The sequence below is a fragment of the Buttiauxella sp. S19-1 genome (assembly GCF_022134725.1).
GTDB lineage: Bacteria > Pseudomonadota > Gammaproteobacteria > Enterobacterales > Enterobacteriaceae > Buttiauxella > Buttiauxella ferragutiae.
The window spans coordinates 25,451-42,414 of the sequence record NZ_JAHWLU010000008.1 but is presented as its reverse complement, the minus strand read 5'-3'; the positions used below and the strand labels follow the sequence as shown (position 1 = coordinate 42,414).

At 51.2% G+C, this 16,964-nt stretch carries 18 protein-coding genes and 1 tRNA gene; 11 read left to right on the top strand and 8 right to left on the bottom strand.

The window, feature by feature from the left end; all coding sequences use genetic code 11:
• Positions 1-19: 19 nt before the first annotated feature.
• Positions 20-95: transfer RNA gene (locus MES37_RS03550), tRNA-Gly, on the bottom strand.
• A gap of 174 nt (positions 96-269) precedes the next feature.
• Positions 270-815, bottom strand: a complete 546-nt coding sequence (orn, locus tag MES37_RS03545) for an oligoribonuclease (protein WP_237930080.1) — start codon at positions 813-815, stop codon at positions 270-272.
• Positions 816-928: 113 nt separating this feature from the next.
• On the opposite strand from orn, the gene rsgA reads away from it, so the two are divergent.
• The 3 genes from rsgA to mscM all read left to right on the top strand — a co-directional run bounded on the left by rsgA (position 929) and on the right by mscM (position 6,416).
• A complete protein-coding gene (gene rsgA, locus MES37_RS03540) occupies positions 929-1,984 on the top strand; it encodes a small ribosomal subunit biogenesis GTPase RsgA (protein ID WP_064540777.1) in 1,056 nt (351 codons plus the stop codon).
• A gap of 79 nt (positions 1,985-2,063) precedes the next feature.
• Complete coding sequence (gene asd / locus MES37_RS03535) at positions 2,064-3,020, top strand: archaetidylserine decarboxylase (RefSeq protein WP_121814471.1); 957 nt, start codon at positions 2,064-2,066, stop codon at positions 3,018-3,020.
• A gap of 57 nt (positions 3,021-3,077) precedes the next feature.
• The gene (gene mscM, locus MES37_RS03530) at positions 3,078-6,416 is read left to right on the top strand and encodes a miniconductance mechanosensitive channel MscM (RefSeq protein WP_064540784.1); all 3,339 of its coding nucleotides are present in this window, start codon (positions 3,078-3,080) and stop codon (positions 6,414-6,416) included.
• Positions 6,417-6,537: 121 nt separating this feature from the next.
• Here the strand turns inward: mscM and epmA are convergent, their stop codons facing one another.
• A complete protein-coding gene (gene epmA, locus MES37_RS03525) occupies positions 6,538-7,515 on the bottom strand; it encodes an elongation factor P--(R)-beta-lysine ligase (protein ID WP_064540787.1) in 978 nt (325 codons plus the stop codon).
• A 328-nt stretch (positions 7,516-7,843) separates the two neighbouring features.
• On the opposite strand from epmA, the gene frdA reads away from it, so the two are divergent.
• The 6 genes from frdA to MES37_RS03495 all read left to right on the top strand — a co-directional run bounded on the left by frdA (position 7,844) and on the right by MES37_RS03495 (position 13,019).
• Positions 7,844-9,637, top strand: coding sequence for a fumarate reductase (quinol) flavoprotein subunit (gene frdA, locus MES37_RS03520; RefSeq protein ID WP_237930079.1), 1,794 nt, complete (start codon positions 7,844-7,846; stop codon positions 9,635-9,637).
• Positions 9,630-10,367, top strand: a complete 738-nt coding sequence (locus MES37_RS03515; protein WP_064540792.1) for a succinate dehydrogenase/fumarate reductase iron-sulfur subunit — start codon at positions 9,630-9,632, stop codon at positions 10,365-10,367. The genes frdA and MES37_RS03515 overlap by 8 nt, the downstream gene beginning before the upstream one ends.
• Positions 10,368-10,377: 10 nt before the next feature.
• Complete coding sequence (gene frdC, locus MES37_RS03510; protein WP_064540794.1) at positions 10,378-10,773, top strand: fumarate reductase subunit FrdC; 396 nt, start codon at positions 10,378-10,380, stop codon at positions 10,771-10,773.
• Between the two features lie 9 nt (positions 10,774-10,782).
• Positions 10,783-11,142, top strand: coding sequence for a fumarate reductase subunit FrdD (gene frdD, locus MES37_RS03505; RefSeq protein WP_064540797.1), 360 nt, complete (start codon positions 10,783-10,785; stop codon positions 11,140-11,142).
• 90 nt (positions 11,143-11,232) lie between these two features.
• Positions 11,233-12,384 carry a CMY2/MIR/ACT/EC family class C beta-lactamase gene (gene ampC / locus MES37_RS03500; protein ID WP_237930078.1) on the top strand — a complete coding sequence of 384 codons (1,152 nt, stop codon included), beginning with the start codon at positions 11,233-11,235 and terminating at the stop codon, positions 12,382-12,384.
• A gap of 101 nt (positions 12,385-12,485) precedes the next feature.
• On the top strand, positions 12,486-13,019 hold the full coding sequence (locus MES37_RS03495) for a lipocalin family protein (RefSeq protein WP_064540802.1): 534 nt from the start codon (positions 12,486-12,488) through the stop codon (positions 13,017-13,019).
• Here MES37_RS03495 and sugE read toward each other — a convergent pair.
• Positions 13,016-13,333, bottom strand: coding sequence for a quaternary ammonium compound efflux SMR transporter SugE (gene sugE, locus MES37_RS03490; RefSeq protein ID WP_064540805.1), 318 nt, complete (start codon positions 13,331-13,333; stop codon positions 13,016-13,018). The two genes, MES37_RS03495 and sugE, sit on opposite strands and share 4 nt — an antisense overlap.
• Before the next feature lie 372 nt (positions 13,334-13,705).
• On the opposite strand from sugE, the gene MES37_RS03485 reads away from it, so the two are divergent.
• Positions 13,706-14,218: a response regulator transcription factor gene (locus tag MES37_RS03485; RefSeq protein WP_232887174.1), complete on the top strand. Its 513-nt coding sequence runs from the start codon at positions 13,706-13,708 to the stop codon at positions 14,216-14,218.
• Positions 14,219-14,267: 49 nt separating this feature from the next.
• On the opposite strand, the gene ecnB is transcribed toward MES37_RS03485, so the two are convergent.
• The 3 genes from ecnB to efp form a co-directional block, all read right to left on the bottom strand.
• Positions 14,268-14,414 (bottom strand): lipoprotein toxin entericidin B, encoded by a 147-nt coding sequence (gene ecnB / locus MES37_RS03480; protein WP_034492730.1) that lies wholly within the window; start codon positions 14,412-14,414, stop codon positions 14,268-14,270.
• 102 nt (positions 14,415-14,516) lie between these two features.
• Positions 14,517-14,651, bottom strand: coding sequence for an entericidin A/B family lipoprotein (locus tag MES37_RS03475; protein ID WP_064540811.1), 135 nt, complete (start codon positions 14,649-14,651; stop codon positions 14,517-14,519).
• 61 nt (positions 14,652-14,712) lie between these two features.
• Positions 14,713-15,279 carry an elongation factor P gene (gene efp, locus MES37_RS03470; protein ID WP_064540813.1) on the bottom strand — a complete coding sequence of 189 codons (567 nt, stop codon included), beginning with the start codon at positions 15,277-15,279 and terminating at the stop codon, positions 14,713-14,715.
• A gap of 40 nt (positions 15,280-15,319) precedes the next feature.
• Between efp and epmB the strand changes: the two genes are divergently transcribed.
• Complete coding sequence (gene epmB, locus MES37_RS03465; protein WP_237930077.1) at positions 15,320-16,348, top strand: EF-P beta-lysylation protein EpmB; 1,029 nt, start codon at positions 15,320-15,322, stop codon at positions 16,346-16,348.
• 116 nt (positions 16,349-16,464) lie between these two features.
• Here the strand turns inward: epmB and MES37_RS03460 are convergent, their stop codons facing one another.
• Entirely contained in the window at positions 16,465-16,836 is a 372-nt protein-coding gene (locus tag MES37_RS03460; protein ID WP_269811616.1) for a DUF4156 domain-containing protein, read from the bottom strand.
• Positions 16,837-16,964: the final 128 nt, after the last annotated feature.

The following is a 16,964-nucleotide window of genomic DNA, read 5'->3' as shown; positions in this document are numbered from 1 at the left end:
TAAAAAGCCTAATCAAATTTGGAGCGGGAAACGAGACTCGAACTCGCGACCCCGACCTTGGCAAGGTCGTGCTCTACCAACTGAGCTATTCCCGCTCTGTGTAACGCTGCAAATTCTGCATCGGTACGGGAGGCGCATTATACGAGAAATCGTTTTAGTCGCAAGCCCCTCAAAAGGTTTTTTTCACAAAATTAGTTTGAATGGCGATTTAAACGCCAAAATGATTAATATCTCAGCGATGGAGGAGTTTAGCTCCTCCCACACGCCTGTCAAAGCTTAATAAAATTCTCGCGATAGAATGCTAACTCAGCCACTGACTCACGAATATCGTCCATTGCCTGATGAGTGCCCTGCTTTTTGAAATCAGCCAGAATCTCAGGTTTCCAACGGCGCGCCAGCTCTTTGAGCGTACTGACATCCAGATAACGGTAGTGGAAGTAAGCTTCCAGCTCAGGCATATACTTAAACAGGAAACGACGATCCTGGCCGATACTGTTACCACAGATTGGCGAGCTATTCGCTGGCACCCAAAGCTTTAGGAACTCAAGTGTTGCCAGTTCAGCTGCGCGGTCATCCTGGGTACTCGCTTTGACACGCTCAACCAGGCCACTTCCAGTATGAGTACGCACATTCCAGTCATCCATCAGCGCCAGTTGCTCATCAGACTGATGAACAGCAATGGTTGGTCCTTCAGCGAGGATATTCAAATTGGCATCAGTAACCAGAGTGGCGATTTCAATTATGCGATCCCGCTCGGGGTCCAGGCCGGTCATTTCTAAATCAATCCAAATGAGATTGTTTTCAGTTCCACTCATGCTATTTTCCACCCTTCTTGTGCGTAGCCCACCCTTGTCGATGGGTTAACTCGTATAAAATAGTGTGTATCATAGAGGTTTTGCCCACTACGGGCGACCAGGAGCCAGTAAGATTGAGCAAAAATAAACTCTCCAAAGGACAGCAGCGCCGGGTTTCAGCAAACCACCAGCGTCGGCTTAAACAGACTGTGGAGAAAGCCGATCCCGACGACTCTCAGTTTGGTGAACCGCGCGATGGCCGCGTGATAAGCCGTTTCGGCCAACATGCCGATGTTGAATCTCTCGGTGGTGAAATTCACCGCTGCAATATTCGTCGCACCATCCGTTCGCTGGTGACTGGCGACAACGTGGTCTGGCGTCCAGCTAAAGAAGCGGCTGCCGGTGTCACGATTAAAGGCATTGTAGATGCAGTACATGAGCGCACTACCGTCCTGACGCGCCCTGATTTCTACGACGGCGTAAAACCTATTGCCGCTAATATCGACCAAATCATCGTGGTTTCCGCGATCTTGCCGGAGCTGTCACTGAATATTATTGACCGTTATCTGGTGGCGTGCGAAACGCTCGATGTCGAACCATTGCTGGTACTGAACAAAACCGACCTGCTGGACGAAGCAGGCCTGAAGTTCGTCAATGAACAAATGGATATCTACCGCAAGATTGGTTATCGCGTTCTGTTCGTTTCCAGCCACAAAGTTGAAGGTCTGAAAGAGCTTGAAGAAGCGTTGATTGGCCGCGTCAGTATTTTTGCCGGGCAATCAGGTGTGGGCAAATCCAGCCTGCTGAACAACCTTCTCGGCTTTAAAGAAGTCCAGATTTTGGTTAATGACGTTTCGGACAACTCCGGTTTAGGTCAACACACCACCACCGCTTCACGTCTGTATCACTTCCCGGGCGGCGGTGATGTTATCGACTCCCCAGGCGTGCGTGAGTTTGGTTTGTGGCACTTAGAGCCGGATCAGGTCACTCATGGGTTTACTGAATTCCACGACTATTTAGGTCGTTGCAAATACCGTGACTGCAGCCACACCAACGATCCAGGCTGCGCACTGCGCGAAGCTGTTGAACGTGGGGAAATAGCAGAAACGCGTTTCGATAACTACCACCGCATACTGGAAAGTATGTCCGAGGTAAAATCGCGTAAAACCTTTTCCGATACTGACCGCTGACAATTAAGCTGGGCATCGCTAAAATCGCGCTCCTTTTTGTGTATGCCCGCTTACATGTGTACTTAGCCAGGAGGCTATCTTGTTAGACAATTTTAAACTTTCACTCCAGTACATCCTGCCTAAACTTTGGCTGACACGCCTGGCAGGCTGGGGTGCAAGCAAACGAGCAGGCTGGTTAACCAAACTGGTTATCGATCTGTTCGTCAAATACTACAAAGTCGACATGAAGGAAGCACAGAAGCCGGACACCGCCAGCTACCGCACCTTCAACGAATTCTTCGTTCGCCCACTGCGTGACGATGTTCGCCCAGTGAACACCGACCCTAATGTGCTGGTGATGCCAGCAGATGGCGTAGTCAGCCAGTTAGGCCCAATTGAAGAAGACAAAATCTTGCAGGCAAAAGGCCATAATTACAGCCTCGAAGCCCTGCTCGCCGGTAACTACTTAATGGCAGATTTGTTCCGTAACGGCAGCTTCGTTACGACTTATCTGTCACCACGTGACTACCACCGCGTTCACATGCCTTGTAACGGTATTTTGCGTGAGATGATTTACGTGCCGGGCGACTTGTTCTCTGTGAACCATTTAACCGCGCAAAACGTGCCGAATCTGTTTGCCCGTAACGAACGCGTTATCTGCCTGTTTGATACCGAATTTGGCCCGATGGCCCAAATTCTGGTGGGTGCCACCATTGTTGGCAGCATCGAAACAGTCTGGGCTGGCACCATCACACCACCGCGTGAAGGCGTTATCAAACGCTGGACATGGCCTGCGGGCGAAAGCGAAGGTTCTGTGGCGCTGTTAAAAGGCCAGGAAATGGGTCGCTTTAAACTAGGTTCAACGGTTATTAACTTGTTCGCACCGGGTAAAGTGAACCTGGTTGAACAGCTGCAAAGCCTGTCTGCGACCAAAATTGGTGAGCCGCTGGCAATCTCGACTGAACCGATGAGTGAACCAGAAATTCCGGTAAGCGAAATTCCCGAACCAGAAGTGGCAGCTGAAGCGGACACACCAGAGAACAAACCAGACATCTAATAACGCTATTATCTCCAGCCCTCACCATGAGGGCTGGTTCATAAATAAGGGACTGACGTGCGCCTGATAATCACATTACTGATCGGTTGCTGCCTCAGCCTCGGTGCCTACGCCGCAACGGCCCCCGACGCCAAACAAATCACCCAAGAACTCGAACAAGCCAAATCAGCGAAGGATAAACCAGGCAGTGCTGAAACTGTGGAAGCTCTACAGGCGGCCCTTAATGCGCTTGATGAACGCAAAGTCTCCCTGGAACGAGCCACACAATATCAACAAGTTATAGATAACTTCCCCAAGCTTTCAGACACCTTGCGTCGACAAATCAATAATCAGCACGATGAACCACAAAAAGTGCCTGATGGCCTGTCGACCGATGCGTTAAATCAGGAAATCCTGCAAGTCAGTAGTCAGTTGCTGGATAAAAGCCGTCTTGCGCAGCAAGAGCAGGAACGCACCCGAGAAATCACCGACTCACTCAGCCAGCTCCCGCAGCAGCAAACTGATGCTCGCCGCCAGTTAAACGACGTTGAGCGTCGGATGGGAACCTTGCCAGCTACCAGCACACCATTAACTCAGGCGCAAAACATCGCTTTGCAGGCTGAAGCTTCACGTCTGAAAGCGTTAGTCGATGAACTGGAACTGGCACAATTGTCAGCCAGTAATCGCCAGGAACTCGCTCGCCTGCGGGCCGAGCTGGCCCAAAAACAGAGCGCACAGCTGGATGCTTATCTTCAGGCATTGCGTAACCAACTGAATAACCAGCGCCAGCGTGAAGCAGAACAAGCGCTGGAAAGCACCGAACTGTTGGCCGAAAGCAGCGCCAACCTGCCGCCAGAGATCGTTGCCCAGTTTAATAATAACCGCCAACTATCTCAGGCATTGAACCAACAAGCTCAGCGTATGGATTTAGTGGCCTCGCAGCAACGCCAGGCCTCCAGCCAGACGGTGCAAGTGCGCCAGGCACTCAATACGCTGCGCGAGCAATCACAATGGCTGGGTGTTTCAAACGTCCTCGGCGAAGCGCTGCGTGCTCAAGTAGCCCGTTTGCCTGAAATGCCAAAACCTCAGCAAGTGGATACCGAACTCGGCCAGTTGCGTGTCCAGCGTTTGCATTACGAAGACCTGCTGAGTAAACAACAACAGCTTATGCAAACTCGCCAAACCAATGGTCAGCCGCTCACCAGCGAGCAAAATCGTATTCTTGAAGCGCAACTACGTACCCAGCGCGAACTGCTCAATTCTTTGCTGCAAGGTGGCGATAACCTCATCCTTGAACTGACCAAGCTGAAAGTGGCGAACAGCCAACTGGAAGATGCGCTCAAAGAGGTCAACGTAGCCACACACCGTTACCTGTTCTGGACCTCGGACGTTAGTCCAATAGGATTCGCCTGGCCGGTTGAGTTAGTGCAGGATTTACGCCGTCTGGTTTCGATGGATACCTTCAGCCAACTCGGCAGCGCTACCATGATGATGCTGACCAGCAAGGAAACGCTGTTGCCGCTGTTTGGTGCCTTGATCCTCGTCGGTTTCAGTATTAGTTCGCGCCGCCATTTCACCGCCTTCCTGGACCGCTCAAGCGCCAAAGTCGGTAAAGTGACGCAGGATCATTTCAGCTTAACCTTGCGCACCGTGTTCTGGTCGATTCTGGTGGCGCTCCCGCTGCCGGTGCTATGGGCAACGCTCGGTTTCGGGCTTCAGGCTGCGTGGCCGTATCCCCTCGCAGTGGCAATTGGTGATGGTGTAACCGCCACCGTTCCCTTGCTGTGGGCCGTGATGATTTGTGCCACGTTTGCGCGCCCTAACGGTTTGTTCATCGTGCATTTTGGCTGGCCGCAACAACGTGTGGCCCGCGCGATGCGTTACTACCTGATGAGTATCGGCCTGATCGTGCCACTGATTATGGCATTGATTATGTTTGATAATCTTAGCGATCGTGAATTCTCAGGCTCACTTGGGCGGCTGTGCTTTATTTTGATTTGTGGTGCGTTAGCGCTGGTGACCTTAAGCCTGAAACGTGCGGGTATACCGCTGTATCTGGATAAACAAGGCAATAGCGAAAACATCGCGAACACCGTGCTGTGGAACCTGCTGCTTGCCGCTCCATTAGTGGCAATTCTGGCGGCCGTGGTCGGTTACCTCGCGACCGCACAGGCCTTGCTTGCCAGGCTGGAAACCTCAGTCGCTATCTGGTTCCTGCTGCTGGTGGTCTACCATATCATCCGCCGCTGGATGCTGATTCAGCGTCGCCGCCTGGCGTTTGATCGTGCAAAACATCGCCGTGCTGAAATCCTCGCCCAGCGTGCGCGTGGCGAAGAAGAAACCACTCATAGCCTCAGCGCAGAAAGTTCTGCTGAAACCATCGAAGAACAGGAAATCGATCTGGATACCATCAGTGTGCAGTCACTGCGCCTGGTGCGGTCGATTCTGATGCTGATTGCACTGTTGTCGGTCATTGTATTGTGGTCAGAAATCCATTCCGCCTTTGGCTTCCTTGAGAACATCACCTTGTGGGATGTGACCTCAACCGTACAAGGCGTGGAAAGCCTTGAGCCGATAACGCTTGGTGCGGTGTTGATTGCGATTCTGGTGCTGATTATTACCATGCAGTTGGTGCGTAATTTTCCCGCACTGCTTGAACTCGCGCTGCTACAGCATCTGGATTTAGCCCCTGGTACTGGTTATGCGATTACCACCGTCACCAAATATCTGCTGTTACTGGTGGGGACGTTGGTCGGTTTCTCGATGATTGGTATCGAATGGTCGAAATTGCAGTGGCTGGTCGCCGCCCTCGGTGTGGGTTTAGGTTTTGGTTTACAGGAAATTTTTGCCAACTTTATCTCTGGCCTGATTATCTTGTTCGAAAAGCCGATTCGTATTGGCGATACCGTGACGATCCGCGATCTCACCGGTAGCGTCACCAAGATCAATACCCGTGCCACAACGATCAGCGACTGGGATCGTAAAGAGATCATCGTACCGAACAAGGCGTTTATCACCGAGCAGTTCATCAACTGGTCGCTGTCGGATTCGGTAACGCGTGTGGTGTTAACCGTTCCAGCCCCGTCGGATGCGAACAGCGAAGAAGTGACGAGGGTGCTGTTACAGGCAGCTGAGCGTTGTTCACTGGTGATTGATAACCCAGCGCCAGAAGCATTCCTGGTGGATTTACAGGCGGGTATTCAGATTTTTGAGCTGCGTATTTATGCCGCTGAGATGAACCACCGTATGCCACTACGTCACGAGATTCATCAGTTGATTCTGCAAGGGTTCCGCGAACACGGAATCGAGCTACCGTTCCCACCATTCCAGATGCGTCTGGATACTTTAGGCGGGCAACGTAGCAGTAAAACGCTGACATCTTCGGGGAAAGCAGGCAGGACGCCGGGGAGTTTGTAAGCAAGGTCGCCCTCATCCGAGCCTTCTCCCCCAGGAGAAGGAGAAAACCGGTACCGCCCTGAGGGGGGAGAACACCAGACTATCCCCTCTCCCTCAGGGAGAGGGCCAGGGTGAGGGTGGTTTAAGCGCGATCTACCGGAAACGCCAGCACATCGGCCAGGCTTTCAGCCTTCAGAGCCAACATAATCAAACGATCCACACCTAACGCCACGCCTGAGCAATCTGGCAAACCTGCCTTCAACGCTTCCAACAAATTCACATCAATTGGTTGCTGCGGCAAACCACGAGCGGCACGTTTACGGTTATCCTGTTCGAAGCGCTGTTGCTGTTCGCGCGCATCGGTCAATTCGTGGAAACCATTCGCCAGCTCAATACCTCGGAAGTAAACCTCAAAGCGCTCAGCTACTCGATGGTCTTCGGTGCTGATCTGTGCAAGAGCGGCCTGGCTTGCCGGGAAGTGGTACACAAACGTCGGTTTATCTTTACCAATATGCGGCTCTACACCCATGCTAAAAAGCAGTTGCAGTAAGGTGTCGCGGTCTTCTTCCTGGTCGGCAATGTTGCTTAAATCGAGTTTTCTCGCCACTTCGCGCAGCTGGGTTTTGTCCGCAGAAAGCGGGTCAATTTCCAGGTGGCGTTGGAAAGCCTGCTGATAAGAGAGCGTTTCTGCCGCATCAGTTTCCAGAACCTGTTGCAGTAAATCATCCACTTCATTCATCAGACGATACATATCGTAGCAAGGGCGGTACCACTCCAGCATGGTGAATTCTGGATTATGGTGGCGACCCATTTCTTCGTTACGGAAACTGCGGCACAACTGGAATACCGGGCCAATGCCCGCCGCCAGCAGGCGTTTCATGTGATATTCCGGGCTGGTCATCAGGTACAAATTGACGCCCTGAGCGTGGCCTGGGCCAACAAAACGGGTTTCAAACGGGAACAGGTTAATATCTGTAACCGTTGCCTGGCTCATGCAGGGTGTTTCCACCTCCAGTACACCGCGATCGGCAAAAAAACGCCGAATAACCGCCATGATCGCGGCGCGTTTCAACAGGTTGGGGATGGATGCGCTCGGCTGCCAAGTGGCCGTTTCGCTCATGGTGGAATCTCCGTATACAAACAAGGCGGAGAAGTCTACTCGCAACACTCCAGGGAGACAAATTTTGCCTGGTAAATTTTCATCAGCCTACGAACCGATTTGGCAGTAAAAATTTGAATTTCGTGACCTGACTCATCATCAAAATTAATTAATTACCGATCTGAACAGCAAAAAAATCGAACACGTCAAATTTCCTTAATATGCCTACGGCTATAATCCGCTACCTACAAAGGAGCAGGGATAACCCTTTCGCGTAGCTAGCGCCGTATTGGTGAACTACCTTTGGTTACATTAGCTATACGAAATCACTAAAATCTGGAGGAATGTCGTGCAAACCTTTCAAGCCGATCTCGCCATAATAGGCGCTGGCGGAGCGGGCTTACGAGCAGCCATTGCGGCAGCACAAGCCAATCCACAAGCCAAAATCGCTCTGATCTCCAAAGTCTACCCAATGCGTAGCCACACCGTGGCCGCTGAAGGGGGTTCTGCCGCCGTTGCGCAGGATCACGACAGTTTCGAATACCATTTTAATGACACCGTAGCCGGTGGTGACTGGTTGTGCGAGCAAGATGTGGTCGACTACTTCGTCCATCAATGCCCAACCGAAATGACACAGCTGGAGCAATGGGGTTGCCCATGGAGCCGCCGTCCGGACGGTTCCGTAAACGTGCGTCGCTTCGGTGGCATGAAGATTGAGCGTACCTGGTTTGCCGCGGATAAAACCGGCTTCCATATGCTCCACACCCTGTTCCAGACCTCATTACAGTTCCCGCAGATCCAGCGTTTTGACGAGCATTTCGTGCTCGATATTCTGGTGGACGACGGCGCAGCACGTGGCCTGGTCGCCATGAATATGATGGAAGGCACGCTGGTGCAAATCCGCGCGAATGCCGTGGTAATGGCAACCGGCGGTGCAGGTCGTGTTTACCGCTACAACACCAACGGCGGCATCGTGACCGGTGATGGTATGGGCATGGCGTTAAGCCACGGTGTACCGCTACGCGATATGGAATTCGTGCAATATCACCCAACTGGTCTGCCAGGCTCCGGCATTCTGATGACAGAAGGCTGCCGTGGTGAAGGCGGTATTCTGGTCAACAAAGATGGCTATCGCTATCTGCAAGATTACGGCATGGGACCAGAAACTCCGCTTGGCGAACCACGTAACAAGTACATGGAACTTGGCCCACGCGACAAAGTTTCTCAAGCCTTCTGGCACGAATGGCGCGCAGGCCGCACCGTTCCGACGCCACGTGGCGATGTGGTCTATCTCGACCTGCGTCATCTGGGCGAGAAAAAACTCCTCGAACGCCTGCCGTTTATCTGCGAATTGTCCAAAGCGTATGTTGGCGTCGATCCGGTGAAAGAGCCGATTCCAGTTCGCCCTACCGCGCACTACACCATGGGCGGTATCGAAACGGATAGCCAATGCGAAAGCCGTATCAAAGGGCTGTTTGCCGTCGGCGAATGTTCTTCCGTTGGTCTACATGGTGCAAACCGTCTGGGTTCTAACTCTCTTGCTGAGCTGGTGGTGTTTGGCCGTATGGCGGGCGAAAGTGCCATGAAGCGCGCGAACGAAGCGCAGCCTGCGAATGATGCCGCGCTGAATGCGCAAGCCGCTGATGTCGAAACGCGTCTGAAGAAACTGGTTAATCAGGAAGGCAATGAAAACTGGTCGAAAATCCGCGATGAAATGGGCCTGTCGATGGAAGAAGGCTGCGGTATTTATCGCACCCCAGAGCTGATGCAGAAAACCATCGATAAACTGTCTGAGCTGCAAAAACGCTTCAAACGCGTACGCATCACCGATACCTCCAGCGTGTTTAATACCGATTTGCTCTACACCATCGAGCTGGGCCACGGCCTGAACGTTGCGGAATGTATGGCGCACTCGGCGATGGCGCGTAAAGAGTCTCGCGGTGCACACCAGCGTTTAGACGAAGGTTGTACCGAGCGTGATGACGTTAACTTCCTGAAGCACACTCTCGCTTTCCGTGACGCAGATGGAACCACTCGTCTGGAATACAGTGATGTGAAAATCACCACTTTGCCACCGGCTAAACGCGTCTACGGTGCGGAATCCGAAGCAGCCGACAAGAAGAAGGAGACGTCGAATGGCTGATGTGATGAAGACTCTGAAGATTGAAGTGATGCGCTACAACCCGGAAACGGACAGCGAGCCACACAGTGCTATCTACGAAGTGCCTTATGATGAACAAACCTCGCTGCTTGATGCGCTGGGTTACATCAAAGACAATTTGGCACCAGACCTGACCTACCGCTGGTCGTGCCGTATGGCTATCTGCGGCTCTTGCGGCATGATGGTCAACCGTGTACCGAAACTGGCTTGTAAAACCTTCCTGCGTGAATACACGCAAGGTATGAAGGTTGAAGCGCTGGGGAACTTCCCTATCGAGCGCGATTTAGTCGTCGACATGACTCACTTTATCGAAAGCCTGGAAGCGATTAAGCCTTACATCATCGGCAACACGCGTACGCCAGATCAGGGGCCAAACACCCAAACCCCGGCACAGATGGCGAAATACCATCAGTTCTCCGGCTGCATCAACTGTGGGCTGTGCTATGCAGCTTGCCCACAGTTTGGTTTGAATCCTGAGTTCATTGGCCCGGCGGCCATTACACTTGCTCATCGTTACAACCTGGATAACCGCGACCATGGCAAGAAAGAGCGTATGGCGCAGCTCAACGGCCAGAACGGCGTCTGGAGTTGCACTTTCGTGGGCTACTGCTCCGAAGTGTGCCCGAAACACGTCGATCCGGCAGCTGCCATCCAGCAGGGTAAAGTCGAAAGCTCGAAAGACTTTTTGATTGCCACCCTGAAACCACGCTAAGGAGTGCAAAATGACTACGAAACGTAAGCCATATGTACGGACGATGACTCCGACCTGGTGGCAAAAACTGGGCTTCTACCGTTTCTATATGATTCGCGAAGGAACATCGGTGCCAACCGTGTGGTTCAGTATTCTGCTGATCTGCGGTCTGTTTTCGCTGAAAAGTGGCCCGGAAAGTTGGGCGGGATTTGTCAGTTTTCTGCAAAACCCGATTGTGGTTATCCTCAATCTGATCACCTTAGCGGCGGCTTTACTGCATACCAAAACCTGGTTTGAACTGGCACCGAAGGCCGCCAATATCATCATTAAAGATGAGAAAATGGGGCCAGAGCCGGTGATTAAAGGATTGTGGGCGGTGACCATTGTCGCCACTGTCGTCATTCTGTTTGTTGCACTGTTCTGGTAAGGGGACGTCATGATTAATCCAAATCCAAAACGCTCCGACGAGCCGGTATTCTGGGGTCTGTTTGGCGCAGGCGGCATGTGGGGGGCGATCATCGCTCCGGTAATCGTGTTGCTGGTTGGTATTATGCTGCCGCTGGGTCTGTTCCCGGGCGATGCTTTGGGCTATGAGCGTGTGCTGGCATTTTCGCAAAGCCTGATTGGCCGCCTGTTCATCTTCCTGATGATTGTGCTGCCGTTATGGTGTGGGCTTCACCGTATCCACCACGCGATGCACGACCTGAAAATTCACGTGCCGTCTGGCAAGTGGGTGTTCTACGGTCTTGCTGCCATTCTGACCGTCGTAACCTTTATCGGTGTGATCACTCTCTAATCACATTGATTGTCAACAAGGCCTGCCATTGCGCAGGCCTTTTTATTTGTACCGGCCAGAACTAAAGTGTCGTTTTATGGAGGAATACCAATGATGAACAAAACTCTCAGCTGTGCGCTGCTACTCACGGCCTCTTGCTCGACGTTTGCCGCCCCGAATACGCTGACTGAAAAACAGATTGCCCAGACAGTCGACCGTGTCATCGCACCGCTACTCAAACAGCAGAGTATTCCAGGCATGGCGGTCGCCGTGATTTATCAGGGAAAACCGTATTACTTCACTTATGGCAAAGCTGATATCAGCCAAAATTTACCGGTGACGAAAGAGACATTATTTGAGCTCGGCTCAGTCAGTAAGACCTTTACTGGCGTGCTGGGCGGCGATATCGTCGCGCGCGGTGAAATTAAACTGAGCGATCCGGCAATCAAGTACTGGCCTGAATTAACCGGTAAACAATGGAAAGATATAAACCTGCTGCATCTTGCCACCTATACCGCAGGAGGCTTGCCGTTGCAGGTGCCTGATGACGTCACCAGCCCGGCTTCCCTCCTCCACTTTTACCAGACCTGGCAGCCGCAATGGGCACCGGGGACGACTCGTCTGTATGCCAATTCCAGCATCGGCCTTTTCGGTGCGCTGGCAGTGAAACCGTCAGGATTGAGCTTTGAAGAGGCGATGACCGAACGTGTTTTCCAGCCGTTGAACCTGTCACATACCTGGATAAAAGTGCCCGCCTCTGAAGAAAGAAATTACGCCTGGGGTTACCGTGACGGTAAGGCTGTGCACGTTTCACCAGGCATGCTGGATTCTGAAGCCTATGGTGTGAAATCGACGATTACAGACATGGCGAGCTGGATGCAGGCCAATATGCAGCCTGACCAGGTCGGTGATAAAACACTGCGCCAGGGAATTGAACTCGCGCAATCGCGCTACTGGCGAGTGGGCAACATGTATCAGGGCTTAGGTTGGGAAATGCTCAACTGGCCGGTTGAGGCCAAAACCATCGTTGATGGCAGCGATAACAAAGTGGCGCTCGCCCCACAAAAAGCCGTAGCCATCGACCCGCCAGCACCTGTTGTTAAGGCATCCTGGGTCCACAAAACTGGCTCAACCGGGGGATTTGGTACTTATGTGGCATTTATCCCTGAGCAACAGCTAGGCATTGTGATGCTGGCAAATAAAAGTTATCCCAACCCCGAGCGCGTAAAAGCCGGGTATACCATCCTCGAAGCATTGCAGTAATATATTCAGGCCTGCACCGCAGGCCGATTTATTTCCGTCCACACGCCGCAATTTTTCCCGCCGCAATCTACACTTAGCAAAAAACAAACAAGGATTTTGCTATGCGCATCTGGCCGATTATCACCACCCTTGCAGTTGCGTTTCTTGTTGTCTCCTGTAGTTCCCCTACTCCACCACCAGGCACCACGGTAGTTAATAACTTTGACGCTAAACGGTATCTCGGTAAGTGGTATGAAATTGCCCGCTTCGACCATAAGTTTGAAAGTGGATTGAATCAAGTGACCGCCACTTACAGCACCATGGATGACGGCGGTATTCGGGTGATAAACAGAGGTTTTAACCCAGACAGGCAAATGTGGCAGCAAAGTGTTGGCAAAGCGTATTTTACGGGTGACCCGAGCCGTGCGGCACTGAAAGTCTCGTTCTTTGGGCCGTTTTACGGTGGCTATAACGTGATTGCGATAGATAAAGATTACCGACACGCACTGGTGTGTGGGCCGGATAAAGACTATCTGTGGATATTGTCACGCACGCCAACCATCAGCCCTGAAGTGAAACAGCAAATGCTGAAAATCGCCGCACAACAGGGCTTCCAGGTTGAAAAATTACTGTGGATTAAACAACCCAGTAGTTAATGGGTGCTGAGTTTCAGGCCAATAATCCCGAGAACAATCAACGCCAGGCTCGCGATGCGGGCCAGGCTTGCTGATTCGCCTAACAGTAAAATACCTGTAGTGGCTGCACCCACGGCACCAATTCCCGTCCAGACCGCGTAAGCCGTACCGGTCGGCAGCGTTTTCATTGACCATGACAGCAACGCGACACTTACAACCATTGCCACCACTGTGATAACGCTAGGCCATAAGCGAGTGAACCCGTGGGTATATTTGAGGCCGACAGCCCAGACAACTTCTAATAAACCAGCAATAACAAGAATCAACCAGGCCATAAACAGCTCCAGCAATGGGGCCGTCCCCGGAATCAAGAAGCGCTTATGGGTCGTCCCATAAGGCTGGTGAGGGCGTTATTTTAACAACCCAGCGAGCTTAGAACAGCCAAAAAAACACTTTGTTATCACAAAACCAGTAACGTTTAGTTGCCATGCTGAGTGAGTGCTTGACGCTAAGCCGAGAATTGACTGCTAATTAACCCGCAAATCCGCAATTCATTTCCGATGTTTTCTTCATATTATAATGTTTTCTCGCACATTCAGAAAAGGCTGTAATAGTGAGTCACGCGAACGGTAAGTATGAATAAGATATTGTTAGTGGACCGTTGTCATTATAGTCGACAAGGTTTTAAAAGCTGGCAGAGTCACAATATGGCCTTTTCCATTGCTGAAACGGACAATTTACTTTTAGCTCGTGAAAAAATAATACAGTGGCGACCAAACCTTGTTATTGCTGACTTCACCAGTTTTGCCAGCTCATTACATAATGTCCAGCAACTCTCCTCTATTTATTCAGCTTGCGGCAAGTCAATACGTTTAATGTTGCTGAATAGTATGCGTCACGTGAAAATTGAAGAATATTGCCTGTCGCAAGGCTCACATTCGATATATAGCAAATCTACACCATTACCTGAGCTTTATGCGGCCATTCAAACGCAACTCAGTACCCGGCCACCGTTTCACACTGGGCAGCAGTACACTTCGCCCTTGCTGACACTACGTGAGGAGAGGATATTAAAACTGTGGACCGATGAAGCCAATAATGATTTTATTGCCAGAATGATGGGGATAAGTACCAAGACAGTTTATACCTATAAGCGAAATATCCGCATGAAACTTGGTATTAATAATCGCTTTTCATTGTTTATAGAACAACACCAATAATAAAAATTAACAGCGGTACGGGCTTGATACCGTACCGCCAGCTAATATATTAATTTTGTGCTTTTGTTGCTGCACCAGAAATCGCCTGACCACCATCCTGAATATCTTCACCCATACCTTTAGTCGTATTACACGCAGTCAGTAACGATGAAAGCACTATGAGAGAAAAAAACGCTGCAATAGTTTTCTTAATCATAACCGTATCCTTTTTTGACGATATTGTTTGTGTATAGCAGTTAAAGCATAGTCAAAAAATGGCAGTCTGAGGGAAAAAGCAGGTTTTTAGGAGTGTTGGAAATTACTTGTTTGCTGCACGTTCAATTGAGCCGCCAAGGTGCTTAAGATCTTCACCAAAGCCGCGAGTGGTGTTACAACCGGCGAGAAATGAGGCTAACAACGTGATGAAAAGTAAATGTTTAATCAAACGGTTCATCTTCCCTGCCTTTTGCAAGCAGCGGTGAAGCATGCAATGCCTCACCGCCAACCTTCACGTATTACTTAACGCGAGAAACATATTCGCCAGAGCGAGTGTCAACTTTGATGACTTCGCCAATCTGAACGAACAAAGGTACTTTAACGACAGCACCAGTAGACAGTGTTGCAGGTTTACCGCCGGTACCAGCAGTATCACCTTTCAGACCTGGATCAGTTTCAACGATTTCCAGCTCTACGAAGTTTGGTGGCTGAACAGCGATAGGACGGCCGTTCCACAGGGTCACGATACACTCGGCCTGGTCAAGCATCCATTTAGCGTTATCACCGATAGCCTTCTCATCTGCAGCCAGCTGCTCAAAGGTTTCGTTGTTCATGAAGTGGTAGAACTCACCGTCGTTGTACAGGTAAGTCAGGTTCATATCTACAACGTCTGCGCCTTCAGCGGAGTCGGTAGATTTGAAGGTTTTCTCAACGCGGGTGCCTGTCAGCAGGCGGCGCATTTTAACGCGAGCAAAGGCCTGGCCTTTACCTGGTTTCACGAATTCACTGGATTCGACTGCGTAAGGTTCGCCTTCGAACATGATTTTAAGACCGGCACGAAAATCGTTGCTAGAATAAGTCGCCATAAGGCCCTCTGAAATTGTTAATTGGTAGCTTAGCCAAAAAATGGCACACATTGTAACCCTAAATCCCCCCCGCAGAGAAGATTGGTTAACGCAACTTGCCGATGTTATAACCGATCCTGACGAACTGCTGCATATTTTAGAGCTAGACGCTGACAAAGAGTTGCTGGCGGGACGTGATGCACGTCGACTTTTTGCCTTGCGTGTCCCACGAGCATTTGTCGCTCGCATGGGAAAAGGCAACCCGAACGACCCACTCTTACGCCAGGTGTTAACCGCCAAAGAGGAGTTTATTGCCGCTCCGGGCTTTAGCACCGATCCGCTGGAGGAACAACACAGCGTAGTACCGGGCCTGCTGCACAAATACCGCAACCGTGCGTTGTTGCTGGTAAAAGGCGGTTGTGCGGTCAATTGCCGTTATTGCTTCCGTCGCCATTTCCCCTATTCCGATAACCAGGGAAACAAACGCAACTGGCAGGCGGCTATCGCTTATATCAGCGAGCATCCGGAACTGGACGAGATTATTTTCTCCGGCGGCGACCCGTTGATGGCAAAAGATCACGAGCTGGATTGGTTATTCAGTGAACTGGAAGCAATCCCGCATATTAAGCGCTTACGCATCCACAGCCGCTTGCCGATTGTTATCCCGGCGCGCATCACTGACACGCTGGTCGAACGCATCGCTGGTTCCCGGTTGCAGGTTATTTTGGTTAACCATATCAATCATGCCAATGAGATTGGGGATGAATTTACCGCATCCATGAAGCACCTGTGCCAGGCGGGCGTAACACTGCTTAACCAAAGCGTGCTGTTGCGCGATGTGAACGACAATGCGCAGACACTCGCAGATTTGAGTAATGCGTTGTTCGATTCCGGAGTGATGCCTTATTACCTGCACGTATTGGATAAAGTACAGGGTGCGGCACATTTTATGGTCAGTGACGACCAGGCAAGATTGATTATGCGTGAACTGCTGACGTTGATTTCAGGCTATATGGTGCCGAAACTGGCACGTGAGATTGGCGGTGAGCCGAGCAAAACACCGATAGATTTGCAGTTGCGCCAGAGCTGATCGTTTTCGAGAATTTCGCCCTCACCCTAACCCTCTCCCCGAGGAGAGGGAAATGTACGATTTCTCCCTCGCCCTTTTAGGGAGAGGGTCGGGGTGAGGGTGGTTTCACCCAAAAATCAATTCGGGCACTTATAAACCTGGCCAGTCATGGTGCTGGCAGTCGGAGCGAAGCTCGACAGCAAGTTTTGAGTCGGGCTGCTCACGCCATACAGCACGTTACCGCCCATCGCCGCTGCGTTATTACGCAGAGCATTTGCTGCGCCACGCATAGAACCGCCTTCACCGCCATGCTGCCCGGAAAACCAGTTACTTTGCTCACCGGTTGCGTTTCCTAATAACTGGCATTCGGTGCCTGGCTTATCCTCAACAAAACGGACGCCTTGCCCACCAGCAGAAAGATCGTTGCTAGTGCTACAGCCTGCCAGCAGCAGCGCTGCTACAGCCATTCCTGCTGAAACTTTAATGCGCATGTTGTTCCCCGTTATCAATGCTGTCTTGAAAAGTAGCGGGCCACCATCGCCCGGTGAGATCTTATACCAGACTGTGACCAAAAAGAAAAAACCCTCAGACATTTCTGACTGAGGGTTTTCTTAACACGGTGTTACAAACACATCAG